Source organism: Streptomyces sp. PsTaAH-137, assembly GCF_003259365.1.
Classification (GTDB): domain Bacteria; phylum Actinomycetota; class Actinomycetes; order Streptomycetales; family Streptomycetaceae; genus Streptomyces.
On record NZ_QLLY01000004.1, the window covers coordinates 83,139 to 108,296 of the forward strand.

A 25,158-nucleotide genomic window follows, 5' to 3' on the forward strand; every position below is an offset into this window, starting at 1 on the left:
GCCGCTCGCCGCTCACCGCCCGGACTTCGGGGCGCCGGACGTCTTCGCGTACCGGCGCTCGAAGCGCTCGACGCGTCCGGCGGTGTCCAGCACGCGCTGGTTACCGGTGTAGAAGGGGTGGCTGACGTCGGAGATCTCGACGTCGACGACGGGATAGGTGTGCCCGTCCGCCCACTCGACCGTCTTCTCGCTCGTCATGGTCGAGCGGGTCAGGAAGGCGTGGTTCGCGGCGCGGTCGCGGAAGACGACCGGCCCGTAGGCGGGGTGGATCGCGGTGTTCATGCGGTCAGCGCTCCTCTCGGAAGTCGACGTGCCGGCCCGCGACGGGGTCGTACTTGCGCAGGGTCATGCGGTCGGGGTCGTTGCGCCGGTTCTTGCGGGTGACGTAGGTGAAGCCCGTGCCCTCGGTGGACCTGAGCTTGATCACTGGACGGAGTTCGTTGCGTGCCATGCGGGCATTGTAATGAAAACGACTCCCATTTTCAATAGATGCTTCCGCGCTTCCTTGACCCCTGGTAACTTGCTGGCTCGACTCGTCGGTAACAGCAGTGACACTGGGGGACCTTGTGCACAGCAGGAACGTACGGATCGCCGCCGGGGCCGCCGCCGCGGTGGCGGCGCTGGCCGTGAGCGGTTGCAGCGGCGACGACGGCGGTTCGGACAAGGGAGCCGCGGGGTCCTCCTCTGCGGCGGCGCCGACCGCGGGATCGTCGGACGGCGCGTCGGGCTCCGACTCGGGCTCCGGGTCCTCGAAGGACCCCGTGGGCATCTGGTCCGCGACCACGGACGGCAAGCCGGTGGTGCTGGTGATCGGCGGGCAGCAGGCGTCGCTGAGCACGGGCGACGGGCACCTGTGCACCGGCACGCTGGCCGGCGAGGAGACGCTGAGCCTGCGTTGCGCGGACGGCGACACCACTCGCACCGCGGGCACGATCGAGTCCAACGACGGCTCGACGATGAAGGTCTCGTGGAAGGCCGGGGCGCAGGACACCTTCAAGAAGTCGGCGAACGGACAGCTGCCGACGGATCTGCCGACCTCGCTGCCGAGCGGCCTGCCGACGGGCTGAGGATCACTCGTCCGGTCCGGGCTTCACCGAGATGGGCGGCTCGTCGGTGTCCAGGGCCTCGGTGACCTCGTCCAGGGCCTCCAGGAGCAGGCCGCCGCCCCGGCGCACGACCCGGTCGGGGACGCCGTCGCCGTCCCAGGCGTCGAGGGCCTCGCGGACCGGCTTCCAGCGCGGGATGCGGCGCTCGCGGATGGCGCGGGCGCCGTCGCGGGTCGCCGTGCGCAGCGCCTCGGCCAGCTCGTCGGCGGCGGGCACCGGGGTGGCGTCGCGCTCCGGGAGATGGGCCTCCATCAGCATCGCGACCCGGCCCAGGTGGTGCAGGGCGTGCGCCGCGTCGTCGGCGGCCGTGCGGGACAGGCCGCGGTGGCGTACGGGTTCGGTCCTGGCCCGGTCCGCCGCCTGGTCCCAGGCGATGTGGGCGTCCCGGGCGGCCAGCAGGGCGGCGCGGACGTCCGGGCAGGACTTGCCCGCCGGGTGGGCGTAGTGGCCGACGACGGTGGCCGCGTACTCGCCGACCGCGACCAGCCGCTCGGCGAGCCGGGTGCGCAGCCGCGGGGTCTCCCAGGCCGGGTACAGGGCGTAGGAGAGCATCGCGAGGATTCCGCCGGCGAGAGTGAGCACGACCCGCTCGGGCACCGTCTGGTCCCAGGTCTGGCCGCCCATGCCGAGCAGGAAGACGACGTACGCGGAGACGCACGCCTGCGCCGCGAGCTGTCCCGTGCGCATCAGCAGGTACATCAGGGCCGCGCAGACGACGGCGAGCGTGGCGGAGGTCCAGGTGCCCGGGTGGGCGAGCTGGACGACGGCCGTCGCCACGGTCACACCGACGAGGGTGCCGCCGAAGCGGGCGACCGCGCGCGAGTACGTCTGCGAGAAGTCGGGGCGCATCACCATGACGGCGGCCATCGGCGCCCAGTAGCCGTGGCCGAGGGGCAGCAGGTCGCCGGTCACGTAGCCGACGACCGCGACGGCGCTGACCCGGGTGGCGTGGCGCAGGATCGGTGAGCCGGGGCGGGCCTCCTTCCTGATGGCCCGTACGGCGGTGGGGACCAGCTTCACGAGGGTCGGGCGGGGCAGGGCGGGCGGCGGTCCGGCGACGGGACCCGGGCTCGCGGTGGCGCGCGCGCCGAGGTGGCCGGGCAGCCGCGCCGGGAGCCGCTGCCACAGGTGTTCCGCCGGGTGGCCCGGCGGGTCGACCTCGCCGGCCGTCTCCAGTACGTCCCTCAGGAGCGAGCCGAGCCGGGTGGCCGCGCGGTGCGGCGGTCCGGCCAGGATGGCGCCGGTGTCCGGGGTGCGCAGGGCGGCCACGGCCGGGGCCGGGACGCGGACCGGGGCGCCGGTGCGGATGGCGCGGGCGGCGGCGTCGAGGATCGATCCGGCGGCGGCGAGGAGTTCGCGGACCCGGTCGCGCTCGTCGCCCTCCTCGGGGACGCCGACCGCCGGGTCGGCGAGGGAGGCGAGGACGGGGCGGATCCGTTCGGCCAGGCCCCGGGCGCCGTGCAGCTGGGCGGGGCGGGTGCGGGCCTGGCGCGGGGTGAGGGCGGCGGCGCTGCGCGCGAGCATCAGCGGCTGCGGGTCGAACGGCGCGAGCGGGTCGTGGCGCAGCCGGCGCGCGTAGTCGGCCTCGGCGGCGAGCGCGTCGGCGAGGGCGTCGCGGTGCGCTCCCCATCTGCGTACGGGGAAGAGGACCACCAGGGTGGCCTGGACGAGGCCGCCGAAGACCATCATCGCGGCGTGCCCGGCGGCCTCGGCGATCGAGGTGGGCAGGGTGATGGTGACCAGCATCATCGCCACGTTGGAGGAGGCGATGATGCCGATGGTCGGGCCCGCCGCCCAGGCCAGGCCCGCCAGGAACGTCCACAGGGCGAGCAGCGGCACGAACAGGTACAGGTGGGAGCCGGTGAGGTAGCCGAGGAAGGTGGAGACGCCGAGGCTGGTGCCGGAGGCGATGGCCAGCTCGGGGCGCGGCCGCCAGCTGCGCTGGAAGGTGGCGATCGCCGCCTGGAACGCGCCGAACGCGGAGCCCGCCGCCACCGCGGGCCCGAACGCCGCCAGGCTGATGGCGACGACGATCGCGAGCCCCGCGGCGCCGCGCAGGGCGATCAGGGGTTCCAGTCGTTTCCGCTCGACGGTCAGCCCCGAGCGGGTGGTGTCCTTCAGCGCCCGGAACCAGCTCACATCGCCACAATACGGGCAATCGGCTACGGGGAGCCGGTCGGCCCGGTTCCGTCAGAGCCGGTCGGCGAGCACCAGGGCGAGCAGGCCCGGGAAGCGCTCGTCGAACTCCTCGCGGCGCAGCCGGTTCAGCCGGCGGGCGCCCGCGTCCTTCTGTTCGAGCAGGCCCGCCTCGCGCAGGACGGCGAAGTGGCGGCTCAGCGTGGCCTTGGTGACCGGCACGTCGAAGGTGCCGCAGGTCCGCTCCCAGGGACCGGCCGCGGCCAGCTCGCGCACGAGGGTGCGGCGGACCGGGTCGGCCAGGGCGAGCAGGGCCGCCTCCAGGGTGACGTCCCGGGGGTGGATGTGGACGGGCGCGGCGCGGTGGCTCGCCGGGCCCGTCGCGTCCTGGGTGGCCGTCATGGTGTGCGCTCCCGATCTTGCGGAGTGTTCGATGCCGTGCGTACACTCGCGGTCGTTAGGTGTTCGCCTTGCGTCGAACATTCTATCCGCTGTCCGTCGTCCGCTGAAGGAGTCAGCCATGCCGTCGCCCGCGCAGCCCCAGCCCCCCATCGGCGTCGGCATCGTCGGTCTCTCCGCCCGGCGCGGCTGGGCCTCCCACGCCCATCTGCCCGCGCTGCGGCTGCTCGACGGTTTCGAGGTGCGGGCGCTCTCCGCGAGCAGCCCCGAGTCCGCGCGGCAGGCCGCCGAGAAGCACGGGGTGGCGCGGGCGTACGGCAGCGCGGCCGAACTGGCGGCGGCCGACGAGGTGGATCTCGTCGTGGTCACCGTGAAGGTGCCGGACCACCGGGAGATCATCCGGGCCGCGCTCGGCGCCGGGAAGGCGGTGCTCTCCGAGTGGCCGCTGGGCACCGGCCCCGGCGAGGCCGAGGAGCTGGCTTCGCTGGCCGCCGCGCGCGGGCTGCGCACCTTCACCGGGTTGCAGGCGCGCTCGGCGCCGCTGGTACGGCATCTGCGCGATCTGATCGCGGACGGCTATGTCGGCGAGGTGCTCTCCACCAGCGTGGTGGCCTCCGCGCGGGGCTGGGGCGCCTCCGTCCACGAGGGCGGCGCCTATCTGCTGGACCGCGCCTCCGGGGCGAACATGCTGACGATCCCCTTCGGGCACACCCTCGACGCGGTGACCGCGGTGCTCGGTGACGTCGAGGAGATCAGCGCGGTCACCGCCACGCGGCGCCGGACGGTCCCGGACGACGCCGGCCGGATCCACCGGCCCGACGTCGCCGACCAGCTCGTGCTGGGCGGGGTGCTCTCCTCCGGGGCGGTGGCCTCGGTGCACTACCGGGGCGGGGTGTCGCGGGGCACGAACTTCCTCTGGGAGATCAACGGTACGGACGGCGATCTCGTCGTCACCGGTGACCACGGGCATCTGCAGATGGGCGAGTACACCCTCGCCGGGGCGCGCGGCGCGGACTCCGCCCTGGCTCCGCTCACGGTCCCCGAGCACTATTTCGACCCGGCGCTGGCCGCTCTGCGCGGTACCGACGCGTACAACGTGGGGGCGGCGTATGCGCAGATCCGCCGTGATGTGGTGGACGGGACCCGGGTGGTCCCGGACTTCGCCCATGCGGCCCGCCACCACCGCGTCCTGAACCGAATCGAGCACACGGCCGCCCACTGACCGTCGCCGGGTGCGGCAGCGCAGTTCCCCGCGCCCCTGGGTCGTACTTCGTCTGCGGCCCGGTGGGGGCTGGCCGCGCAGTTCCCCGCGCCCCTGAAGGCTGCGCTTCGCGCGCCTTCCCCTTGAGGCTGCGGCTTCGCCGCGCCTCTCTTGATGAGATGGCGCACGAAGTGCGCATCTCAGGGGCGCGGGGAACTGCGCGAGAAGCGGCCACCGGGCCGCAGGTCGCGACGAGACCCCGTGGGGCAGACGCGGATCTTCAGGGGCGCGGGGAACGGCGCAGAGCGGGGTCGCCCGGGCGGAGGCGGGCGCGGTCGGCGGCGGCGCCGCCTTCGTCCCACCCGGCCCCGTCCGAAACCCCCCGAACCCGAGTCACCACAGTCGCCGGAAACATCTCGTCGACCCGCCCCGCGACAGCGACATCCCGCGCCACGAGCACCGGCAACAACTCCCCCTCCCCACCGGCGACATCCCCGGCGACGGCAGCCAGCCGATCCCCGATCCGCTGCGCGTACGCCGCCAGAAACGACTGCCGGAACGTCTTCGTACGCCGCCGCCCCCCGGCCCGCTGCTCCGCCTCGGCCCGCGTCATCGCCCGGTCTCCCTGCACGAGCAGCGACGTGTACAGCAGCTCCACGACCTCCAGATCGGCCTCGAACCCGACCACGGTCGAGAACCCGAACGCGCTGTTCCACACGGCCCGGCACCGATTGGCCCCCGCCACCGCGTCGAGCAGCACCGCCTTCGCGGTCTCGTACGGCGCGTCGACCCCGATCCGGCACGCGCCCGGCGTGTCCTTCGCGTGCGTACGGGAGGCGAGCAGCGCCTCGTCGACCGAGTGCCGCGCCATCAGTTCCTGCGCCTTGGCGGTGAGCGCCTCGGCCTCCGGCGGATAGCCGGTGGCCTCCGCCTTGGCCAGCAGGGCCCGGATCCGGGCGAGCGTGCGCGGCTCACCGACGACGGGCACGGTGACGGCGGCGCCGGGCACGGGCCCGACCGGTTCGATCGCGGGCAGCCGCAGCAGCAGCCGGTACAGCTCCAGCGCGACGGTCGCGGCGGAGAACCGGTCCTGGCGCGCGCCCTCGTCCGGTTCGGGCAACTCGGCGAGCTGGCCCGCCCAGCGCGCCGGAAGCGTGTCGTAGCGGCGCGTCTCGGCCCGGATCAGCCGGGCGGCGAGCGCCACGTGCCCGGCGCCGAGTCCTTCGTCCCGTACGACCATGCGCAGCACGTCGGCGGGCTGCCACCCCCGCTCCCAGGCCCGGCGCACGAACTCGTTCCCGCGCAGCGCGAGTTCGGTGTCGGCGGCCGGGTCGGCGGCGAGCAGGGACGCGCCGAGGTCCAGGTCGCCGGTGTCGTACAGCGCGGCCGCGAAGGCCCGCTCGACAGTGCTGTCGCTCATGGAACCGAAGATGTCACAGGCGCGGGCGCCGTCTCGTCCATGGGGTCGTACACCGAGCACGTACCCCCGACGCACGAGGAGCGGACGATGAACCTCGCACTGTGGATCACCACGGGCCTGCTGGCCGCGGTCGCACTGACCGGCGGCGTCACCAAGACGTTCGTACCGAAGGAGAAGCTGGCCGCGGCGCACGGCGGCGGCTGGACGGCCGGGGCCGGCGCCGGTTTCGTGAAGGGCCTCGGGATGCTGGAGCTGCTGGCCGCCGCCGGGCTGATCCTGCCCGCCGCGCTGGGCGTCGCGCCGGTCCTGGTACCGGTGACCGCCGTCTGCTGGATCGCCCTGATGACCGGCGCGATGATCACCCACGGCCGGCTCGGCGAGTACCCGCTCGTGGCGCTGAACGTGGTCTATCTGGTTCTGGCGGCCTTCGTGGCCTGGGGCCGGTTCGGTCCCGAGTCCTTCACGGGCTGAGCCGCGGCGGGCATGATCGTGCGCGTGTTCCTGGCGGACGGCGCCGGGACGGCCGGACGGCTTCTGGTGGCGCGTTTCGTGCTGCGGGGGCACCGGGTCACGGCGACGACGACGAGCGAGGACCTGGTGGACACGCTGGCGCGGTGGGGAGCGCGGGGCATGGTGATGGACGGGCGTGACGCCGTGTCCGTGGGGGTGACGGTGAGCGCGGCGCGGCCGGACGCGATCGTGCACCGGATGACCGCGCGGGGCGCCCCCGGCACGGACCATCTGCTGGCCGCGGCGCAGGCCGCCGGTGTCCCGCACATCGTCGCGTGGGCGTCCGCGCCGGCGCCGGCGCACCATCTGTCGGACCCGGAGATCGCGGTGCTGGAGGCCGGGGGCGCCGTGCTGCCGTACTCCGCGCACCACGGCCACCTCGACGCCGCCGTGACCGCCACCGTCCGGGCCGTGGAACGCCGGACCGCCGGCCTCCTGCGCCGCGCCCACGAGGAAGGATCACGATGAACGGCACCAGGACCGAGGAGTTCCAGGAGCTGCGCCCGCTGCTGTTCTCGATCGCGTACCGCATCCTGGGCAGCGTGAGCGAGGCCGAGGACGCCGTCCAGGAGACCTGGCTGCGGTACGCGGCGACGGCGACCGAACCGCGCTCGCCGAAGGCGTTCCTCTCGGCGACGGTGACCCGGCTCTCGATCGACGTGCTGCGCTCGGCGCGGGTGCGGCGCGAGGCGTACGTGGGCCCGTGGTTCCCGGAGCCGCTGCTCTCCGACCCGTACGAGGACCCGGCGCGGGCGGCCGAACTCGCCGACTCGGTGTCGACGGCCGCCCTGCTGCTCCTCGAACGCCTCAGCCCGCTGGAACGGGCCGCCTTCGTCCTGCGCGAGGTCTTCGACTTCGGCTACGACGAGGTGGCGTCCGCGGTCGGCCGCTCCGAGTCCGCGTGCCGTCAGCTGGTGGTGCGGGCGCGGCGGCACATGGCGGCCGACCGCCCCCGTTTCGAGGCGGACCGCGCCGAACGGGACCGGCTGGCGGCGCGCTTCTTCGACGCGCTGCTCGACGGTGACGTCCCCGGTCTACGGGATCTGCTCGCCGCCGATGTGTCCATGGCCGGCGACGGCGGCGGCAAGGCTCCGCAGCTGGCCCGGGCGATCCTCGGCGCCGACAACGTCTCCCGCCTCCTCGGCACCGTCTTCCCCAAGATGACCCGCGCGGGCCTGACGTGCGAGCCGCTCCGGGTGAACGGGGAGCCCGGCGCGCTCTTCCGCGACCAGGACGGAAAGGTGCTGCACACCATGTCCCTGGAGATCCACGACGGCCACGTCCACGCCATCCGCAACGTCATCAACCCCGACAAACTGACCCATCTGGGCCCGGTGGCGGACCCCTGGACGGTCCACGCCCGAGTCCGCGCCTCCGGCGACGGCGTCCCGCGCCCCTGAAAACCAGTTCGTCACGCGCGGCTCTCGTCGTGGCTGGTCGCGCAGTTCCCCGCGCCCCTGAGGCAGGCGCTTCGCGCCGCCTCCCCTGATCGAGCGGGAGCTCGGTTCAGGGGCGCGGGGAACTGCGCGAGAAGCCCCACCGGCCGTCAGCCGACCGACCACCCAGGGGCGCGGGGAACTGCGCGGCCGGCCACGACGCGACCCGCGGGCGAACGATCGGCTCGGGCCGCTGTCAGTCCCGGATGTGACACTCGGCGACATGACCGAACGCTGGGCCCTGGCCCCCACCGAGCACGGCGGCGCCGACATCGCGCCGCTGGCCCCGGACGGCCGCCCCAAAGCCCCGGTCACCCACGAACCCGACCTGGAAGAAGCCGTCCGCACCAGGCCGGAGGCCACCCGCTGGGTCTGGCGCGACACCCACACCGTCTACCCCCGCCTCCTCGCGGCCGGAATCAAGATCGACCGCTGCTACGACATCGAGGCCGCCGAAACCCTCCTCCTCGCCCACGAGGGCAGACACGGAGAACCCCGCTCGGCCGCCGCGGCCCTGGCCAGACTCCGCGGCGGCCCCGTCCCCCCGGACCCACCCCCACGCACGGCGGACCCCGCCTCCCAGTCCTCCCTGTTCGAACCCCGCCCACCCGTCGACGTCCCCCTCACCGACCTCCTCGACGTCTACGCGGACCAGCAGCGCCGCCACACCACCACCGCCCACCCGGACCGCCTGCGCCTGCTGACGGCGTCCGAGTCCGCGGGCATGCTGGTCGCCGCCGAGATGCACGCGGCGGGCCTGCCGTGGCGCGCGGACGTGCACCGCGCCCTGCTCACCGAACTGCTCGGCGACCGCTACGCGGGCGGCGGCGAACCGCGCCGCCTCGCCGAGCTGGCGGACGAGGTCTCGGCGGCGTTCGGCAGACGGGTGCGCCCGGACCTGCCGGCGGACGTGGTGAAGGCGTTCGCGCAGGCGGGCATCAAGCTGACGTCGACCCGCCGCTGGGAGCTGGAGACCGTCGACCACCCGGCGGTGAAGCCCCTCGTCGCGTACAAGAAGCTGTACCGGATCTACACCGCGCACGGCTGGTCCTGGCTCCAGGACTGGGTGAGGGACGGCCGCTTCAGACCCGAGTACCTGCCGGGCGGCACGGTCTCGGGCCGCTGGACGACGAACGGCGGAGGCGCGCTCCAGATCCCCAAGGTGGTGCGCCGCGCGGTGATCGCCGACCCCGGCTGGCGGCTCGTCGTCGCGGACGCCGCGCAGATGGAGCCGAGGGTGCTCGCCGCGATCTCGCGCGACCCGGCGTTCATGGAGGTCGCGGCCCAGGACGGCGATCTGTACCAGTCGGTCTCGGACAAGGCGTTCTCCGGCGACCGCGGCCAGGCCAAGATCGCGGTGCTGGGCGCCATATACGGCCAGACGTCGGGCGACGGCCTGAAGAACCTGGCACTGCTGCGCCGCCGCTTCCCGCGCGCGGTGGCCTACGTGGACGAGGCAGCCCGGGCCGGTGAGGAGGGCCGCCTGGTGCGCACCTGGCTGGGCCGCACCTGTCCCCCGGCGGTGAACGCGGCGGACCAGGAGGAGGCCGGCATCCCGCAGGACGACCCGGAAGGACCGTCCTCCGCGTCCTCGTCCACGTACGGCTACGCCTCGTCGAACTCCCGGGCGCGCGGCCGCTTCACCCGTAACTTCGTGGTGCAGGGCAGCGCCGCCGACTGGGCGCTGCTGATGCTGGCCGCGCTGCGCCGAGAGCTCGACGGCATGGCGGGCGAGCTGGTGTTCTTCCAGCACGACGAGGTGATCGTGCACTGCCCGCAGGAGGAGGCCGACCGGGTCGCGGACGCGATCCGGTCGGCCTCCGGCCTGGCGGGACGCCTGACGTTCGGGCAGACGCCGGTGCGGTTCCCGTTCACGGTGGCGACGGTGGAGTGCTACGCCGACGCGAAGTGACCGCCTACTCGCCCGCCCGCCACTTCTCCGACAGCGCGATGGCCTTCAACTCCGCCATGGTGAGGGCCGGTTCGGGACGCGTCGCGTCCTTGTCCTGCGCACCGGAGTTGAAGGCGGAGACCGCGACCCGCAGCCCGTCCGGGCGGATCGTGTCGGCGGTCCACATCACGATCCCGGCCCCGCCCTTGTCGTCCCCGTCGCCCTGACGTGTGACGACCTTCGTGCCGTCGGGCCGCACCTCGGTACCGCTCCCGAAGAGCTGGCTCTCCGCGTCCTTCATGTGAGGCTGCACATTGATCTGGACGAGGGTCGCGCCCTTGCCGTCGTCGACGATCACGTACGCGTACTCGGCGTCCTGCCCGCCCTGACCGGTCACCTTCACCCGGCCGGGCAGCAGCGACGTGAGCTTCGTCAGGATCGACGCCTGGTCGAGCCCCTGGGCGGGCGGCTGGGACAGCGGCTCCTCGGGCGCGGCGGGGAGGGCGCGCAGCACGGGCCGCCACTCCTCGGCCAGTACGAGCATCCGCAACCGCGCGATACTGAGCGGCGGCCGGGGCCGGGTGACGGCGGCGTCCTTCTCCGCGGGCGCGTTCCACTCGCTCGCCGTGACGGTGTACCCCTCGGGCGTGACGAGGAACGCCGTCCACAACTTGGTGTCGACGCGCCGGTCCGGATACTCGTAACCGCGCATCAGCATCAGCCGCGATCCGTCGGACAGCTTCTCGTTGCCGCACTCGTCGTACGGTACGAACGACTTGTCCGGGCACTTCAGCTGCTCGGCGACACCGGCGCCGTCCGGGTCGACGGCGCCGAAGCTCACACCGATCGCGGCCTTGCCGTGCCGGTCGTCGTACACGAGGTGCGCGAACGGACCGGGCAGCTCGCCCGTCCCCCGCCCCTCCTGACCGCTGAACTTCCCTTCGGGGAGCAGCTTTTGGAGTATGCCGAGAATCTTCTCCGAGGAGACGGCGGGCCCCGCCCCGTGCGCCTTCCCGGCCTTCTCCTTGCTCCCTTCCTTGCTCTGCTCCTTGCTCTGGGCAGCGGTCGCGCCGGGCCGAGCCGCCACCCCCTGCTCCTCGACGGTGACGGAGTCGAACGCCCCGCCCACGTACGAGGCCCCGAGCCCGACGGCGGCCAGCGCCGCCACGCTCCCGCCCACCGCACCGGCCCGCCTGCGCCGCAGCCTCCGGCGCCCGCTCAGCATCCCCCGCTCCACCAGCGCCGCCCGGTCCTCGGCGACGAACCCCTCCCCGGTACGCCGCAGCGCCCCGCCGATCTTCTCCTCGAACGCGTCCGCGCCCATCTCGCCACCCTCTCCAGATCAGCCTGTCGTCCGTCGTACGTACGTGATGGCGCGCGGCTCACCGCGCGGCGAACTCCCCGATGCTGCCGCCGAGTTGCTCACGCAGCCGGGCCAGCGCGCGGCTGCTGCGGGTGCGCACGGCGCCCGAGCTGAGATGCAGCGCGTCCGCGGTCTCCTCGATCGACCGGTCCTCCCAGTACCGCAGCACGACCACGGCCCGGTCCTTCGGCGGCAATCCACGCAGCGCGTCGAGCAGGGTCAGCCGCAGGGACGCGTCACCGGCCCCCGCCGCCGCCCTCTCCGGAAGATCACCGGACGGCCGCTCCCCGGCCGACCGCCGCCGCTGGTGCGCGAGGAACGTCCGTACGAGCACGGTCTGCGCGTACGCCGCCGGATTCCCGCCCCGCACCGCGGGCCGCGCCCAGACGACGTACATCTTCCCGAGGGTCTCCTGCACAAGATCCTCGGCGAGATGCACATCCCCGCTGGTCAACAGGCAGGCGGACCGGAACAGCTGCCCCGATCTCCCCTCGGCGAACTCCCGGAACGCCCCATCAAGCGACCGCCTCATCCGGCCCGCTCCCCCTTCGTCGCGCCTACACCCGTACTGATGCGACGGCCCCGGGAAATGTTGCAGCCGGAACACGCGGACAGCGGCCCGTGATGCCCCGTCCCGGTATCCGGATGTCCGGCACCGATTCCCCCGTGACGGAATCTCCAATTCCGTACCGGCAGATCACCTTTTGCGCCAACCTCACCCGTTCCACGCTCACCCCGCGCGACGGCCGCACGGCTTTTACCCAGGCGGCACGGCGGGGCGGAACCCGGTGTTCGGCGGATCGAATTCGAGCCACCGCCCGACCGGCCTCCGCCGATCTCCCTCGTACATTCACCGCGGCCAGAAAAGTGCCGTTCTTTTTCGACGGGCGACCGGGGGGTTGTTTTCATGCAGGTGGCAGAACAGGGCCGGGACATAGGGCTGGCGGACGCCGAGGCCCGGGCGGCGGCAGCCGAGGCGGAGGAGATCGTCGAGGAAGCCGCCGAGGAGCACGGCGACGTCCTCGGCCCGGTGCGCCCGGACGACCGGGTGGCGCACCTGCTGGAGCGGCTCGCCTCGGACTTCGTGCTCGACAACACCTACCGCGAGCAGCACCTGAGCCTCACCGCCAGCGAGAACTACCCGAGCAGGCTGGTCCGGATGCTCGGCAGCGGGCTTCAGGGCGGCTTCTACGAGTTCGCCCCGCCGTACCCGTCCGAGGCGGGCGAGTGGGCCTTCCCGGACTCGGGGGCGAACGCGTCCCTGGTGGGAAAGCTGACCGGAATCGGGCGGCAGCTCTTCGAGGCGGCCACCTTCGACTGGCGGCCCAACGGCGGCTCCGTCGCCGAGCAGGCCGTACTTCTCGGCGCCTGCGGGCGGGGCGACGGCTTCGTGCACTTCGCGCACAAGGACGGCGGCCACTTCGCGCTGGAGTCGCTGGCCGCCGCGGCGGGCGTCAACACCTACCACCTGCCGATGGTCAACCGGACCCTGCTCATCGATGTGGACCGGCTGGCCACCCTGTGCGCCGAACACCCGGAGATCAAGCTCGTCATCCTCGACCAGTCGTTCAAACTCCGCTGGCAGCCGCTGGCGCAGATCAGGGCCGCGCTGCCCGAGGGCGTCTTCCTCGCCTACGACGCGAGCCACGACGGCGCCCTGATCGCGGGCGGCGCGCTGCCGCAGCCGGCCCTGCTCGGCGCGGACGCGGTGCACGGCAACACGCACAAGACCATCGCCGGGCCGCAGAAGGCGTACATCGCCTTCCGGGACGCCGACCACCCGAAGCTCAGGGCGATCTCGGACTGGGTCTGCCCCCGGATGCAGAGCAACTCGCACGCCGAGCTGATCGCCCCCATGTACGTGGCCCTGTCCGAGATCGCCCTCTACGGCCACGACTACGCGCGTCAGATCGTCGCCAACGCCACGGCGCTCGCACACGCCCTGCACGAGGAGGGGGTGCGGGTCTCCGGGGAGTCCTTCGGCTTCACCGAGACGCACCAGGTGCACATCGTCACGGGGTCGGCCGCCGACGCGCTGCGGCTGTCCCTGGGAGATCTCGCGCGCGCCGGCATCCGCACCACCAACATCGAGGTGCCGGGCGCCAACGGACTGCACGGCCTCCGGCTCGGCGTCCAGGCGATGACCCGGCGCGGGATGCGCGAGGCGGAGATGCGGGAGGTGGCCCGGCTGGTGGCGAAGGTGGTGCTGCGCCGGGCGGAGCCCGCGGCGGTGCGCGCCGAGGTCGCCGATCTGCTCCGGCACCACCCCCTGGACCGGCTCGCCTACTCCTTCGACGCCCACGTGGACTCGCCGGCCGCGGCCCGGCTCCTCGGGGAGGTGTTCCGGTGAGCAGCGCTCCCCCGGCGGACGTCTCCGCCCCGCCTCCGCCGCCCCTGCCTCCCGGCGTTCGGGCCGTCGTCACCGGGCGGCGCCGCGCCGACGCCCCGCACGCCGTGATCGGCGCGGAGGTCTGGCACACCCACTGGGCCCGAGCACTGCTCGAACGGCTCGGCCTGCGGACCGTGATCGCCGACGAGCGGCTGTCGTGCGAACGGGTGCTCGACACACTCGCCGCCCAGTCGGTGGCGTTCGTGTGCGAGGAACTGCCGGTCAGCGGCCTGGCCGCGATGGCATGGGCGGCGCGCCGCACCGAGGCGCTGCGCCGCGACGACCCGCTGCTCGGCGTGGTCTTCATGGTCGAGGACCGCCGGGCCCTGGACCCCCGCGCCCTCGGTCCGCTGGTGCGGACCTTGTCGCCCGGCGACACCGACCTGCCCGACTTCCTCGCCGAGGTCCAGCGCGTACGGCACGAGTGCCACTGGGAACTGCGCAACAGCCGTCCCGGCATCCCGCGGGCCGACCGTCCGGCGGCCGTGCCCGCCCGATGGGCCGGGACGATGCCGAACTTCAACGTGAAGCACCCGTCCATGCTGCTGCCGTACGCGCTGTTGTCGGCGCGCACCGGGCGCGAGGTGTACTGCGAGATCTCACCGCAGGAGGCCCTGCTGTTCCTCGCGGACAGCGCGGGCCGGGGGCCCGCCCGGGCCGTCGCCGAGGTCTTCCACACGCTGCGCCAGGACGTCGACCGGCTCAACACCGTCGTCGGGTCCCGGTTGTCGCTGCACCTCGACCACGCGGACGACTACGAGGTGATCCAGGCCGCCTGCGAGGCCGGATTCGACTCGGTGATGGTCGACGGATCCGGCCGTACGCTCCATCAGAACGTGCTGTTCACCAACGCCGCCACCGAACTGGCGCGGCGCTACGGCGTCCTGGTCGAGGGCGAGATCGGCTCCATCGACGGGGCCGGGCTGCGCAAGTGGAACAAGACGACCACGAGCGACTTCACCCGGTTCGTCGAGAACACCGATCTCGATCTCGTCGGGGCGCACGTGGGCCAGTTCCACAGCTTCGACTACGGCTTCGCGGCCACCCGCCGTTCGCTGGCGGACGTCGGCCTGCTCGACGACCGGGCCACCGGAGACGACCTGCACGCCTTCGCCGAGGCCTGCGCGCGCGTGGAGAAGGGTCTCGACGACGCCGGGCTGCCCGGGTACTCGGCCGAGCACCGGCTGGTGGCCGCCCTCGCCCGCCGGGCCGCGGCGGACGGCGCCGGGCGGGACGGCGGACCGCGGCTCGACGCCGTGTTCCGGGAGGCGCGGGCCCATGTCCCGGTGTTCCAGCGGCCGTTGATCGACCTCCTGGAGAAGGAGTGGCTGGAGCGACGGCTGGCCAAGACCCGGCGCAAGACCGGGCTGTGGGACGAGGTCTTCGCCACCGAACCGGCGCGCGAGCACCGGTACGCGGCGATCGACCACGGGCTCGTCCAGGCCCTCACCGCCACACTGGCGGGCACCGGCCGGGCTCTCGTCGTGCACGGCGGCACCTCGCTCTCGCGGGTCGACCTCGCGGCGCTTTCGGCGCACGGGGTCGCCCGCGTGAACTTCGGCAGCGGCGTCTACACCGACTACCTGGAGGCGCTCTGCGCCCATCTGCCGGTGGATCTCGGCACGGACGCCATCTCCCCTACGGGTGACGGCACTTGGAAGCACTTACGGCGGATGTCGTACCTTGCGGAGGCGACGCGGGACTGGCGGTCCTGGACCCAGGTGCCGCCGTCCTTCGTGGACACCTTCGTCAGCCGGCTGGAGCGGCGCTACGCGGCCCCGCTCCGCGACCGTACGTCCCGAGAGGCCCTGGGAGGCCGCAGTTGAGTCCGTTCGAGCAGATCGTCGACCTCCTCACCCGCCAGGGCGCCCGGTTCCGCGTGGTGGAGCACCCGCCCGAAGGCCGCTCCGAAGAGGTCTCGGAGGTGCGCGGCACCCAGGTGTCCCAGGGTGCCAAGGCCCTCGTGTGCCGGGTGAAGGGCATCGAGTCGCCCGCGGTCCTCGCGGTGCTGGCGGGCGACCGGCGCGCGGACCTGAAGAAGGTCGTGGCCGCGGTCGAGGGCCGCAAGGGCGGTTTCGCCCCCTCGGACCTGGCCGAGCAGCTCACCGGCTGCGTGGTCGGCGCCATCCCTCCGCTGTCGCTCTCCGGCGACCTGCCGGTCGTCGCGGACGCGGAGTTCCTCGCGGCGCACGAGGAGATCGCGTTCAACGCGGGGCGGCTGGACCGGTCGGTGGTGATGGCCACCGAGGACTACGTACGGATCGTGGCGCCCGCGGTGGCATCCATCGCGGCACCGGTCCAAGCCGTCGCGGAGTAGGGACCGGACAGAACGAGGGCCGGCACAGAACAAGGACCGGTACGCAGAACTCACAAGGGGAGGGGGCGTCGGCGTGCGCGTGCGCATCGGGGCTCAGTTCGTCGCGCTGGCCTGCGCGTGGGGTTCGAGCTTTCTGTTCATCAAGGTCGGGCTCGAAGGACTGACGCCCGCTCAGGTGGTGTGGTCCCGGCTGGTGCTGGGCGCGCTGGCGCTCTGCGTCGTCATGGCGGTGACCCGCGCCGCGGTTCCCCGGGATCCCCGGCTCTGGCTGCGGCTCTCCGTGGTGTCCGTCCTGCTGTGCGTCGTGCCGTTCCTGCTCTTCTCCTGGGCCGAACAGCGACTCGACTCCGGCATGGCGAGCATCCTCAACGCCACCACTCCCCTGCTGACCCTCGCGGTCGGCGCGGTCGCTCTGGCGGACGAGCGGCTCGGCCGGCGCCGCACGGCGGGCCTGTTCGCCGGGTTCGCCGGGGTCCTGGTGCTGATCGGCCCGAGCGGTCTGGGGGACGGCGGCCGACTCTTGGCCGGGCTCGCCTGCCTGGGCGCCACTTCCTGCTACGGCGTCGCCTTCGTCTACCTGCGCCGGTTCGTCACACCGCTCGGGCTTCCGGCGGTGAGCGTCGCCTTCGTGCAGGTGACCATCGGCGCGGCCGTCATGCTGGTGGCGACGCCCTGGGTGGCGCGGCCGATGCCCCGGATCGACGTGCCGATCGCCCTCTCCATGCTGGCCCTGGGCGCCCTCAGCACCGGCCTTGCCTACCTGTGGAACAACAACATCGTCCAGGCGTGGGGCGCGGTGAACGCCTCCGCGGTCACCTATCTGACCCCGGTCGTCGGCGTCACGGCGGGCATCCTGCTCCTGGACGAACAGCTCGCGTGGAACCAGCCGCTGGGAGCGGCGCTGGTCATCGCGGGAATCGTGACGGCGCACGGCACTCCGGTCCGGGGGCGGCGGGCGGCGGTCGCGGACCGAGTGATCGAGGACCGGGCGACCGAGGACCGGGCGACCGAGGTCAGGTCGCCGACGACGTAGGCCGCTCGCGTCCCGGGGGGCCGGGTCGGTGGCTCTCAGGGGTTGCCGTCGGCCGGCCCGGCCGGGGAAGGGGCGTGCCCGCCGAGTGCCTCGTCGACGGCGGCCAGGTGGCGGGCGACCGGGCCGAAGGAGACCAGGCCGCTGCCCGCCCCGGCGAACTCGCCCTCGGCGGACGCGAGTTCGTCCCGGGCGCGGCGCAGCACCGGCAGATGTCCCACGGAGGCGGCGGCACGGGCGAGTACGCACCACAGGGCCTCCTGGAGGAGGTCGTGCGGCGGCCGGGGCACCGTCGACAGGGCCCGGCGCGCTTCGTCGGCCGCGCCGGAGGCGGCCAGCAGAAGGGGTTCGAGCCAGGGTCCGTACGGACCCTGGTCCACGCCCGCGAAGTCATCAGGATCCGGCAGGGCGTCGCCCCGCATGACCGGAACCAGCGCGACGAGGGCAGCGGCTCCCCGGGTGAGCCCGGGCATGCCACAGTCGGCGGTCTCCGCCAGGACACGCGCGTACGGGGATCGGGCGGCGGGCCGGCCGTCGGTCTCGCAGATGCGCAGCGCCCGGTACCAGGCGGTGAACACCGCGGCGAGCGGCCGTTCGTTGCGGTGCGCGAGCCGGTCGATCTCCTCGGCCTCGGCGTCCCCCTGCGCGAAGTCGCCGAGCCCGGCGAGCGCCTGGAGGCGGATGATGCGGCCCAGCACCTCGTGCCCGGCGAGCTGGTGGCCGACGGCGAGCCGGGTCAGTTCGGTGCCGAGGGCTTCGCGGCGGGCGGCCGATCCGCAGGCGGCGTACGCCTGCATGAAGGCGCCGTTGAGGGCGAACGCCAGGAGCGTGGGGTCGCCCAGGCCCCGGGCGAGCCGGACGGCCTCCTCGGCGGCGCGTTCGGCGCGCAGCCGCCACGGTTCGACGACGGGGGCGTCGGCCGCGCGGGGCAGCGGCGCGTCGGCGGCGGCGTCGCCCCGGGACTCGACGGCCACGACGGACAGCAGCCTGGCGCGCAGCGCGGGCGGGCCGTCCGGGCCGAGCCGGGCGGCGGCGCGGGCGGCGGCCCGGGACAGTTCACCGGCGCCGTCCGGGTCGTCGGCGCGGGTCCACACCGCCGGGACGTCGTAGGAGCCGATGATCCGGGCGGCCAGGTCCGGGTCGCCGGTCGTCTCGGCCGCCGCGACCAGGTCACGCCGGTGCCGGTGCGCCTCCTCCAGGCCGTCGGGTCCGGTCACCGCGAGGTCCCGGAGCAGTCCGGCGGTGGCGTGCAGCCGGGCCCGCGAGCGGGCGGGCACCGAGCGGTCCCAGGACGCCGCCGCCCGGTCCCAGACGCTGTCGGCAGCGCCCGCCGGTTCGGGGTCCGCCCGACCGCCGAGCATGCGGGCCTCCGCGCGGGCCAGGGCGCCGCCGGAGCCACGGGCGAGGGCGCCGCGGGCCTGGTCGAGCGTCTCCAGGGCCTCGCCGCGCCGCCCCGCGCGGTCGAGCGCCGTGGCCAGCAGCACCCAGCCGTCCTCGCGGCCGGGGTGCGCGGCGACATGGGCCCGCAGATCGGCCACCGCGTCCCGGGCGGCGCCGGTCGCCAGCAGCGCGTCGGCCCGCCGCTCGACCGCGTCGAGGCGCAGCGCCTCCAGGCGGGCCCGTTCGGCGGCGGCCCACGCGGCGTCGGGGAAGTCGGCCAGCACGGGCCCGCGCCAGCGGGCGAGCGCCTCGTCCCAGAGCCGGACGGCGGCGTGGGGCGCGGCCTCGGCGGCCCGCGCGGCGGTGTCCTCGAACCGCCAGGCGTCCACCGCCTCGCGCCCGGCCCGCAGGGCGTACCCGGGTCCTTCGGTGACGAGCAGACGGGACGGCTCCCGGGGCGGCCGCCCGGGTTCCAGAGCCCGGCGCAGCGCCGCGACGAACGTACGGACCGCACCCACGCCACCCGCCGGAGGCCCGCCCTCCCACAGATCCGCCACCAGCCGCCCCACCGGCACCACCCGGCCCCGGGCGATCAGCAGCCGTCCGAGCACCTCGCGGTGGCGGGGCGCGCCGAGCGGGAGGGCGGAGCCGTCGGCGTCCCAGACGGCCACCGGCCCCAGCAGTCCGAACTCCACGCCCACGCCCGGGTCCTTTCGCGGGTGTCCCGCATCTCGCGGCTACCCCGCACTTCGCGGGTGCCCCGCGTCCACGCACTCATCGATCGCTGATCCGGGGCCCACAGGCTGGGTGCACGACGCGGAACGCCGAGACGGCGGGCCCGAGCTTTCCACTCTGCCACGAGAACAGACACGAACCACTGGAGCCACGATGACCACGACAACCCCGAGCATCCCCGGTTTCACCGAGCACCGCGTACGCGTCGACGACGGCGTCACCCTGAACGCCGCCGTCGGCGGGACGGGAGCCCCGGTCGTCCTGCTGCACGGCTTTCCGCAGACCCACCTGATGTGGCGGCACGTCGCCGCCGACCTCGCCGCCGACCACACCGTCATCTGCCCCGACCTGCGCGGCTACGGCGCCAGCGACAAGCCCGCCGAGACCGGCCCCGACGTCTACTCCAAGCGGACCATGGGCCGTGACGTCGTACGCCTCGCCGCCGAACTGGGACACGACCGGTTCACCCTGGCCGGTCACGACCGCGGCGCCCTGGTCGCCTTCCGCGCCGCCATGGACCACCCGGACACCGTCTCCGGCGCCCTGTTCCTGGACGTCCTGCCGACCCTCGACATGTGGGACGCCCTGCACGGGGTCTCCGCCGCGGTCGGCTTCCACCTCTACCTGATGGCCCAGGCCCCCGGCCTGCCCGAGGAGATGATCCAGGCGGCCGCCGACCCGTTCTTCGCCTACTTCCTGAACGCCTGGACCAAGGACCCGGAGGCGCTCCCCGCCGACGTACGGGCCCATTACCTCGCGGCGTCCGCGGCGGCCGTGCCGTCGATCGTCGCCGACTACCGCGCCTCGGCCGGCGTGGACGTGGACCACGACACCGCCGACAAGGAGGCGGGCAACCAGCTGGCCATGCCGGTGACCGTCCTTCAGCAGGACTGGGGCGCCGCCCTCGGCTACCACGCGCAGGGCCTGTGGAGCGCCTGGAGCGACGACCTGGAGCACCGCACGGTGTCCTGCGGCCACTTCATGGCCGAGGAGGACCCCGCACTGATCGCCGCCGAGATCCGGGCGCTCGCCGCCCGCTGACCGACTCCCGCGATCGGCTCCCGCCGGGTACGCCGCCTCAGTCCGCGGTCGCGGCGTACCTGGCCGCCATCATCGACACGGCCTCGTCGACCACACGCTCGACGGCAGCGCCGTCCGGGGCCCAGTGGGGCAGCAGCATCCGGGGCCAGAACACGTAGTTGGAGATCATGCCGAGGAACTGGGTCGCGGCCAGCTCGGCGTCCTCCAGCCGGATCGTGCCGGCGTCCCGCTCCGCCTCCAGATAACGGCGCACCGAGTCGAAGTAGGGCATCTTGCCGTGGTTGAACTGCGACTCGGCCAGTTCCGGGAAGCGCGGCAGTTCGGCGATGACGATCCGGAACAGGTCGGCCATGTCCGGGCGGGTGAGCAGGGCGACGTAGCGCCGGCCGATCAGGGCGAGACCGGCCCGGAGGTCGCCCGGTGGCGGGGCGTCCCCGGAGCCGTCCCCCGCCTGCCAGGACGCGCCGACGATCGCGTCGAACAGCGCCGCCTTGGTCGGGAACTGCTTGAACAGGGTCGCCTTCGACACCCCGGCCGCCTCGGCGATCTTGGCCAGCGACGTCCGGTCGTACCCGGAGTCCAGGAACAGCCGGGTGGCCGCGCGCAGGATCGCCGCCCGCTTCTCCTCGGCGACGCGCTGGTGGTAGGCCGACGGCTCCGTGGTCATCCCTCCACCATAGGCGAGGTGAGTCACTTGACTCACCACCAAGCCGTTTCGTACGGTCGAAAGCAAGACGAGTCACTCGACTCACCACCGCTCGCGAATGGATCCACCATGGGACGCTTCGACCACCGCACCGTGCTCGTCACCGGCGGAACCGGCGGCCAGGGCACCGGCCACGTCCGCGCCTACCACGCGGAGGGCGCCAACGTCGTGATCGCCGGCATCGCGGAGGACCGGGCCCGGGCCCTCGCCGCCGAACTCGGCGACCGCGCCCTCGCCGTCCGTCTCGACGTCACCGACGAGGACTCCTGGAACGCCGCCGTCACCGCGACCGAGGACCGCTTCGGCCCCCTCGCCGTGCTGGTCAACAACGCCGGCGTGCAGAACCCCGCCGCCCCCGTCGAGACCACCGACCGCCGCGTGTGGGACCGCATCCTCGAGGTCAACCTCACCGGCACCTTCCTCGGCATCAAGGCGGCGGCCCCCTCGCTGCGCCGCAACGGCGGCGGCGTCATCGTCAACATCGCCTCCACCTCCGGCGTGGGCGGCACGGCGATGCACTCCCCCTACGTGGCGAGCAAGTGGGCCGTACGCGGCCTGACCAAGACGGCCGCACTCGAACTGGGCCGCGACCACATCCGCGTCAACGCCATCCACCCCGGCGTGATCGCCACCCCGTTCATCACCGAGCCCGCCGCGGGCAGCGACACCCCGATCGCCGACTTCTACTCCCCCGAACCGTTCGCGATCCCCCGCCTCGGCGAGCCCGCCGACATCACCCGAGCCCTGCTCTTCCTCACCTCGGACGACGCCTCCTTCGCCACCGGCTCGGAGTTCGTCATAGACGGCGGCCTGCTCCTCGGCCCGGCCCTGAAGCACGAGGCGGCCTGAGCGCGGGCTTGGGGCATGACACTCAGTCAGGCCGCGCCTCGCCGAGGGCCGTAGACGTACATCGACCCAGAAACGACGAAACCCCAGGCCGGATGAGATCCGACCTGGGGTTTCCCAGCTGAGCCGCCTTCGGGATTCGAACCCGAGACCTACGCATTACGAGTGCGTTGCTCTGGCCATCTGAGCTAAGGCGGCGCCGTCGCGCGCACCGGAGTGCGTTGGCAACGTCGTCAATCCTACACGCTCCCGGGGGGTGCTCCGCCCACCCTTTTCGACCAGGGCACGATCACGTCGCACCGGCTATGAGCAGCGCTTTCCGTCGGTCGGCGGGGTGCCGGTCAGGAGGTAGGTGTCGATCGCCCTGTCGATGCAGGTGCTGCCGCGGCCGTACGCCGTGTGGCCGTCGCCCTCGTAGGTCAGCAGGCGGCCGGAGGAGAGCTGGGAGGCGAGGGACTTGGCCCAGCCGTAGGGGGTGGCCGGGTCGCGGGTGGTGCCGACCACGACGATGGGGGCGGCGCCGTCGGCCGTGATGCGGTGGGCCTCGCCGGTCGCCGGGACCGGCCAGCTCGCGCAGTTCAGGGAGGCCCAGGCGAGGCCGGGGCCGAAGACCGGCGAGGCCTTCTCGAAGTCGGGGAGGGCCTGTTGGACCTCCTTGGCGGAGGTGAAGGCGGGGGGCTGGTCGAGGCAGTTCACGGCGGCGTTGGCGAACATGAGGTTGGCGTAGGAGCCGTCGGGGTCGCGCTCGTAGTAGCTGTCCGACAGGGCGAGCAGGCCCGCGCCGTCCTTCTTCTTCAGCGCGGAGGTCAGCGCGTCCCGCAACTGCGGCCAGGCCCCCTCGTCGTACATCGCCGCGATCACTCCGGTGGTGCCGAGCGCCTCGCCGAGCTTGCGGCCGTCGGGGTCGCCGGTGGCCAGCGGGGTGCGGTCGAGGGCGGCGAAGAAGGCCTTCAGGCGCTGTCCCGCCTCGTCCGGCGTGCCGGTGCCGAGCGGGCAGTCGGCGCGGGCCGTGCAGTCCTTCGCGAAGGAGGTGAACGCCGTCTCGAAACCGGCGGTCTGCTCCAGGTTCAGCTCGCGGGCCGGCAGCGACGGGTCCATCGCGCCGTCCAGGACGAGCCGGCCCACCCGCTCCGGGTACAGGCCCGCGTACGTCGCGCCGAGGAAGGTGCCGTACGAGGCGCCGACGTAGGTCAGCTTCTCGTCGCCGAGCGCCGCCCGCGCGAGATCCATGTCGCGGGCCGCCTCGACCGTGGAGACGTGCGGCAACACGCGCCTCGACGTCGCGTCGTGCGACTCGCAGCCGGACGCGAACTTCTGGTAGGCGGCGCTCAGTTCGGTCTTCTCGCGCGCGTCGTCCGGGGTCATGTCCGTCTGCGTGTACGCGTCCATCTGCTTGCCGTCGAGGCAGGTGACGGGCGCGCTGCGGGCGACGCCGCGCGGGTCGACGGCGACCATGTCGTAGCGGGCCCGGACCCCGGCGGGGTAGCCGATGCCCGCGTACGCCTGGAGGTAGCCGATCGCCGAGCCGCCGGGACCGCCCGGGTTGACCAGGAGCGAGCCGAGGCGCTTGCCGGGGCCGGTGGCCTTCTTGCGGGAGATCGCGAGGTCGATGTCGCCCTCGGACGGCTTGTCGTAGTCGAGCGGCGCCTTGAGGGTCGCGCACTGGAAGCCCGCGACTCCGCACGCCCGCCACTTGAGCGACTGGTGATAATACGAGGCCAGGTCGGCCGGGGTCGCGCCGGGCAGCGCCGCCAGGGAGGCGGCGTCGGCGGTGCCCGAACTCCCTGGGGAACAGCCCGCCATACCGGTCAGCAGGAGGGCCGAGGCAGCGAGCAGGGCGGCCTTGCGGCGGGGCGAGGTCGGAGAGGGGCGCCTGAGGTGCATCGCCCGAGCGTAACGCTCCGCAGCACGTGTGTGACTCTGCGCTGTCGGATGATCTCACCGATCGCGCCCCACGCCGGCCTATCCCGCCCGCAGCGCCACCGTCATCGCCTCCACCGCGAGCAGCGGCGCGACATTGCGGTCCAGGGCCACCCGGCACGCCCCGATCGCCTCGATCCGGCGCAGCGTCGACTCGGGCGAGCTGCCCCGGGCGACCCGCTCCAGCGTGTCCTGGATCTCGACATTGGCCAGCGCCACCGCCGAACCGAGCTGCATCGCGAGCACGTCCCGGTACACACCGGTGAGGTCGGTGAGGGCCAGGTCGAGGCTGTCGCGCTGCGATCTGGTGCGGCGGCGCTTCTGCTTGTCCTCCAGGTCCTTCATCACGCCGGCCGTGCCGCGCGGCATCCGCCCGCCGCTCTGCGCGCCGAGCGCCGCCTTCAGCTCCTCGGTCTCCTTGGTGTCGACCTCTTCGGCGAGCTGCTTGGAGTCCTCGGCCGCCGCGTCCACCAGCTCCTGCGCCGCCTTCAGGCAGCCGCCGATGTCCTCGACACGCAGCGGGATCTTCAGTACGGCGGCTCTGCGCTCCCGCGCGCGCGGGTCGGTGGCCAGACGGCGGGCCCGGTCGATGTGCCCCTGGGTGGCGCGGGCGACCGACGCGGCGACGGCCGGCTCGATCCCGTCACGTCGTACGAGCATGTCGGCGACGGCGTCGACGCCCGGGGTGGACAGGGTCAGCAGACGGCAGCGGGAGCGGATGGTCGGCAGCACGTCCTCCACGGAGGGCGCGCACAGCAGCCAGACCGTGCGGGGGGCGGGCTCCTCCACGGCCTTCAGCACGGCGTTCGCCGATTTCTCGTTCAGCCGCTCCGCGTCCTCGACGAGGATCACCTGCCAGCGGCCGCCCGCCGGGGCCGTGTACGACTTGCGGACGGTGTCGCGCATGTCGGCGACGAGGATCTGTGCGCCGTCGGCCGCGATCGTCGACACGTCCGCGTGCGTACCCAGCAGGGCGGTGTGGCAGCCGTCGCAGAACCCGCAGCCGGGCATGCCGCCGAGCGCCCGGTCCGGGGACACGCACTGCAGGGCGGCGGCGAACGCGCGGGCCGCGGTGACCCGGCCCGCGCCGGGCGGCCCGGTGAACAGCCAGGCGTGCGTCATCTTCGACGCGGGTGGCGGCGGGGTGTCCGAGGCGGCAGCCGTCACCAGGGCGTCCGCGTCCCGCGCGGCCGCGTCCAGCGACGTGATCACGCGCTCCTGACCGACCAGGTCGTCCCATACGGGCATGGGCCCACCGCCCCTTCCTCGAGCTGTAGCCATTGTGCCGGGCCGCACTGACAACCCGGCTGACAACCGGGCACCGGCGGAGTT

The 25,158-nt window shown here is 73.7% G+C and carries 23 protein-coding genes and 1 tRNA gene; 12 read left to right on the forward strand and 12 right to left on the reverse strand.

What is annotated here, in order from left to right; genetic code table 11:
* Positions 1 to 12: 12 nt before the first annotated feature.
* The gene (locus tag K377_RS09375; RefSeq protein WP_111662764.1) at positions 13 to 282 is read right to left on the reverse strand and encodes a type B 50S ribosomal protein L31; all 270 of its coding nucleotides are present in this window, start codon (positions 280 to 282) and stop codon (positions 13 to 15) included.
* 4 nt (positions 283 to 286) lie between these two features.
* Positions 287 to 451 (reverse strand): 50S ribosomal protein L33, encoded by a 165-nt coding sequence (gene rpmG, locus K377_RS09380; protein WP_111662765.1) that lies wholly within the window; start codon positions 449 to 451, stop codon positions 287 to 289.
* A gap of 115 nt (positions 452 to 566) precedes the next feature.
* Between rpmG and K377_RS09385 the strand changes: the two genes are divergently transcribed.
* Positions 567 to 1,067, forward strand: a complete 501-nt coding sequence (locus K377_RS09385; protein WP_258395004.1) for a hypothetical protein — start codon at positions 567 to 569, stop codon at positions 1,065 to 1,067.
* A 3-nt stretch (positions 1,068 to 1,070) separates the two neighbouring features.
* On the opposite strand, the gene K377_RS09390 is transcribed toward K377_RS09385, so the two are convergent.
* Together K377_RS09390 and K377_RS09395 are read right to left on the reverse strand one after the other, a co-directional pair.
* Positions 1,071 to 3,245, reverse strand: coding sequence for an FUSC family protein (locus tag K377_RS09390; RefSeq protein WP_111662767.1), 2,175 nt, complete (start codon positions 3,243 to 3,245; stop codon positions 1,071 to 1,073).
* A gap of 51 nt (positions 3,246 to 3,296) precedes the next feature.
* Positions 3,297 to 3,644 carry a helix-turn-helix transcriptional regulator gene (locus K377_RS09395; protein ID WP_111662768.1) on the reverse strand — a complete coding sequence of 116 codons (348 nt, stop codon included), beginning with the start codon at positions 3,642 to 3,644 and terminating at the stop codon, positions 3,297 to 3,299.
* Between the two features lie 118 nt (positions 3,645 to 3,762).
* On the opposite strand from K377_RS09395, the gene K377_RS09400 reads away from it, so the two are divergent.
* On the forward strand, positions 3,763 to 4,863 hold the full coding sequence (locus tag K377_RS09400) for a Gfo/Idh/MocA family protein (protein WP_111662769.1): 1,101 nt from the start codon (positions 3,763 to 3,765) through the stop codon (positions 4,861 to 4,863).
* Between the two features lie 259 nt (positions 4,864 to 5,122).
* On the opposite strand, the gene K377_RS09405 is transcribed toward K377_RS09400, so the two are convergent.
* Positions 5,123 to 6,262, reverse strand: coding sequence for a DUF2786 domain-containing protein (locus K377_RS09405; RefSeq protein WP_111662770.1), 1,140 nt, complete (start codon positions 6,260 to 6,262; stop codon positions 5,123 to 5,125).
* Positions 6,263 to 6,349: 87 nt separating this feature from the next.
* On the opposite strand from K377_RS09405, the gene K377_RS09410 reads away from it, so the two are divergent.
* The 4 genes from K377_RS09410 to K377_RS09425 all read left to right on the forward strand — a co-directional run bounded on the left by K377_RS09410 (position 6,350) and on the right by K377_RS09425 (position 10,120).
* Entirely contained in the window at positions 6,350 to 6,733 is a 384-nt protein-coding gene (locus tag K377_RS09410) for a DoxX family protein (RefSeq protein ID WP_111663191.1), read from the forward strand.
* A 24-nt stretch (positions 6,734 to 6,757) separates the two neighbouring features.
* Positions 6,758 to 7,240 (forward strand): hypothetical protein, encoded by a 483-nt coding sequence (locus K377_RS09415; protein WP_146614707.1) that lies wholly within the window; start codon positions 6,758 to 6,760, stop codon positions 7,238 to 7,240.
* Positions 7,237 to 8,172, forward strand: coding sequence for an RNA polymerase sigma-70 factor (locus tag K377_RS09420; protein WP_111662772.1), 936 nt, complete (start codon positions 7,237 to 7,239; stop codon positions 8,170 to 8,172). Before K377_RS09415 ends, K377_RS09420 begins: the two co-directional genes overlap by 4 nt.
* Positions 8,173 to 8,431: 259 nt before the next feature.
* Complete coding sequence (locus tag K377_RS09425; RefSeq protein ID WP_111663192.1) at positions 8,432 to 10,120, forward strand: bifunctional 3'-5' exonuclease/DNA polymerase; 1,689 nt, start codon at positions 8,432 to 8,434, stop codon at positions 10,118 to 10,120.
* A 4-nt stretch (positions 10,121 to 10,124) separates the two neighbouring features.
* Here the strand turns inward: K377_RS09425 and K377_RS09430 are convergent, their stop codons facing one another.
* Positions 10,125 to 11,423, reverse strand: coding sequence for a hypothetical protein (locus K377_RS09430; protein ID WP_111662773.1), 1,299 nt, complete (start codon positions 11,421 to 11,423; stop codon positions 10,125 to 10,127).
* A gap of 58 nt (positions 11,424 to 11,481) precedes the next feature.
* A complete protein-coding gene (locus tag K377_RS09435; protein WP_111662774.1) occupies positions 11,482 to 11,994 on the reverse strand; it encodes a SigE family RNA polymerase sigma factor in 513 nt (170 codons plus the stop codon).
* A 375-nt stretch (positions 11,995 to 12,369) separates the two neighbouring features.
* Between K377_RS09435 and K377_RS09440 the strand changes: the two genes are divergently transcribed.
* From K377_RS09440 to K377_RS09455, 4 genes are all read left to right on the forward strand, one after another.
* Positions 12,370 to 13,812 carry a hypothetical protein gene (locus tag K377_RS09440; RefSeq protein ID WP_111662775.1) on the forward strand — a complete coding sequence of 481 codons (1,443 nt, stop codon included), beginning with the start codon at positions 12,370 to 12,372 and terminating at the stop codon, positions 13,810 to 13,812.
* Complete coding sequence (locus tag K377_RS09445; RefSeq protein WP_111662776.1) at positions 13,809 to 15,677, forward strand: class II fructose-bisphosphate aldolase; 1,869 nt, start codon at positions 13,809 to 13,811, stop codon at positions 15,675 to 15,677. The genes K377_RS09440 and K377_RS09445 overlap by 4 nt, the downstream gene beginning before the upstream one ends.
* Positions 15,674 to 16,168, forward strand: a complete 495-nt coding sequence (locus K377_RS09450; RefSeq protein ID WP_111662777.1) for a YbaK/EbsC family protein — start codon at positions 15,674 to 15,676, stop codon at positions 16,166 to 16,168. Before K377_RS09445 ends, K377_RS09450 begins: the two co-directional genes overlap by 4 nt.
* Before the next feature lie 73 nt (positions 16,169 to 16,241).
* Positions 16,242 to 17,201 (forward strand): DMT family transporter, encoded by a 960-nt coding sequence (locus tag K377_RS09455; protein WP_111662778.1) that lies wholly within the window; start codon positions 16,242 to 16,244, stop codon positions 17,199 to 17,201.
* A 35-nt stretch (positions 17,202 to 17,236) separates the two neighbouring features.
* Here the strand turns inward: K377_RS09455 and K377_RS09460 are convergent, their stop codons facing one another.
* A complete protein-coding gene (locus K377_RS09460) occupies positions 17,237 to 19,279 on the reverse strand; it encodes a BTAD domain-containing putative transcriptional regulator (RefSeq protein WP_111662779.1) in 2,043 nt (680 codons plus the stop codon).
* A 187-nt stretch (positions 19,280 to 19,466) separates the two neighbouring features.
* On the opposite strand from K377_RS09460, the gene K377_RS09465 reads away from it, so the two are divergent.
* On the forward strand, positions 19,467 to 20,354 hold the full coding sequence (locus tag K377_RS09465) for an alpha/beta fold hydrolase (RefSeq protein WP_111662780.1): 888 nt from the start codon (positions 19,467 to 19,469) through the stop codon (positions 20,352 to 20,354).
* 37 nt (positions 20,355 to 20,391) lie between these two features.
* On the opposite strand, the gene K377_RS09470 is transcribed toward K377_RS09465, so the two are convergent.
* Positions 20,392 to 21,021 (reverse strand): TetR/AcrR family transcriptional regulator, encoded by a 630-nt coding sequence (locus K377_RS09470; protein ID WP_111662781.1) that lies wholly within the window; start codon positions 21,019 to 21,021, stop codon positions 20,392 to 20,394.
* Positions 21,022 to 21,129: 108 nt separating this feature from the next.
* Between K377_RS09470 and K377_RS09475 the strand changes: the two genes are divergently transcribed.
* A complete protein-coding gene (locus K377_RS09475; protein ID WP_111662782.1) occupies positions 21,130 to 21,909 on the forward strand; it encodes an SDR family NAD(P)-dependent oxidoreductase in 780 nt (259 codons plus the stop codon).
* Between the two features lie 121 nt (positions 21,910 to 22,030).
* Here the strand turns inward: K377_RS09475 and K377_RS09480 are convergent.
* The 3 genes from K377_RS09480 to K377_RS09490 all read right to left on the reverse strand — a co-directional run bounded on the left by K377_RS09480 (position 22,031) and on the right by K377_RS09490 (position 25,074).
* Positions 22,031 to 22,104 (reverse strand) — tRNA-Thr (locus tag K377_RS09480).
* Positions 22,105 to 22,209: 105 nt separating this feature from the next.
* A complete protein-coding gene (locus K377_RS09485) occupies positions 22,210 to 23,790 on the reverse strand; it encodes an alpha/beta hydrolase (RefSeq protein ID WP_111662783.1) in 1,581 nt (526 codons plus the stop codon).
* Between the two features lie 78 nt (positions 23,791 to 23,868).
* The gene (locus tag K377_RS09490) at positions 23,869 to 25,074 is read right to left on the reverse strand and encodes a DNA polymerase III subunit delta' (protein ID WP_111662784.1); all 1,206 of its coding nucleotides are present in this window, start codon (positions 25,072 to 25,074) and stop codon (positions 23,869 to 23,871) included.
* Positions 25,075 to 25,158: the final 84 nt, after the last annotated feature.